This window comes from Paenisporosarcina sp. TG20 (assembly GCF_000286315.1).
Classification (GTDB): Bacteria; Bacillota; Bacilli; order Bacillales_A; family Planococcaceae; genus Paenisporosarcina.
On record NZ_ALJG01000064.1, the window covers coordinates 1 to 1362 of the forward strand.

Below are 1362 nucleotides of genomic sequence, written 5' to 3' on the forward strand. Positions count from 1 at the left end.
TTTTAATGCAACGCTAGTGAAAAAACATACATTTAGCGCTGGAAAAGACTATCCCGATCTGCTAATGCAAGCTATTTCAATTACTGAAAAAAATGGAATCATTGTAGCTTCTTCAAACTGCAGTACTTTCAGCATGGATAAATTTAAGGGGTTCATTGAAAAAGCATTTAAAGCAACTAATGGTAAATATAAAATTCGTGAAGAGTTCACCCTTCCGAAAGATTTTAAAACGATTGAAGAATTTAGAGAAGGTAATTATTTGAAGGTAGTGTTCATTGAAAAACAATCATGAATTGTCATAATGTAACCTTCAAAAAAGCGCATCAACAATATTTAATGTTTGGCACTTTTTTGATTTTTATAAAAGAAATCATATTATAGGTTCTCTATTACATGTCAAATAAATATAAAGAAAGCCAAACCCAAACCCAAACCCAAACCCAAACCCAAACCCAAACCCTACTTTCTAGATAGGTGGACCACCTAGTGGATTCGCCAATTTCTTGTTGATTTTAACTCTCGCTGACTCATTAATGTGAAGGGTGTACATGTTGTGTAAGCCGCAAATTGAAGAATATTGGTGTCTTCTACATAGGCAATTGACAGTATGGGAAAAACCCCTTCTTACGCACAGGTAGCTTAAATAAACGCCCAAACCTTAAAGAATGAAGAAAAAGGCCGAAATAGTATCTTCGGCCGCCTACTCTTGATGAAGTTAGTGTCCATTCTTCCATCAACCAAATCCAATATACGTTGTGTCCATGGGTTGAAGGGTCGCGCCTGATGCACACCCGCCGCAAGATTGCCTGGACGAAAAAAAGAGGAGTGAAGTGACGAAGTCACTTCACTCCTCTTTCATTCACTAGGTTATGATGCAGTGGGTTTGCCGTCTAAAGCGACCCGGAAACCTAAGTCGATACAGGATGTGATATCCTTTTTCAACTGATACTCAAATCATTTGTACTTTCTTAAAAGGACCGGGCGTCACTTTTCCCGGTTTTTCTTATTTCTTTTCTTTCTTCTGTGCCTGAATTACAGGAAATTATGTGACGAACATCTATAGTTCAATTTTGGTCTCGGTTATTAAAGATGAACCTCAATAATTAGAGCAATCATTTCCAATAAATTTATGATTGGTTACAGAAACAAGACATTAGGTTTAAATGATTCGACAAATCAAAGCGCAATTTTCCAGTGATTTCATTCCACATTAAAGCACAAGCGATAGCTCAATAGAAATGGCAGTGCCCATTTTATTTGGTCACTGCCATTTCTATAAGTGCGTGTTCAAAAAGGAGCATAAAAAGAGCCGAGTAGGTCGAGGCGGCGTAGCCTTCGAGCACCGGAGCGTATGGTGTTGAT

Annotated in this window: 1 pseudogene; it reads left to right on the top strand. The window is 37.8% G+C overall.

The features are described 5' to 3' along the window. Positions 1 to 292, top strand: a pseudogene (locus B371_RS20945) (RlmI/RlmK family 23S rRNA methyltransferase); the annotation flags it as partial. Between the last annotated feature and the right edge of the window lie 1070 nt (positions 293 to 1362).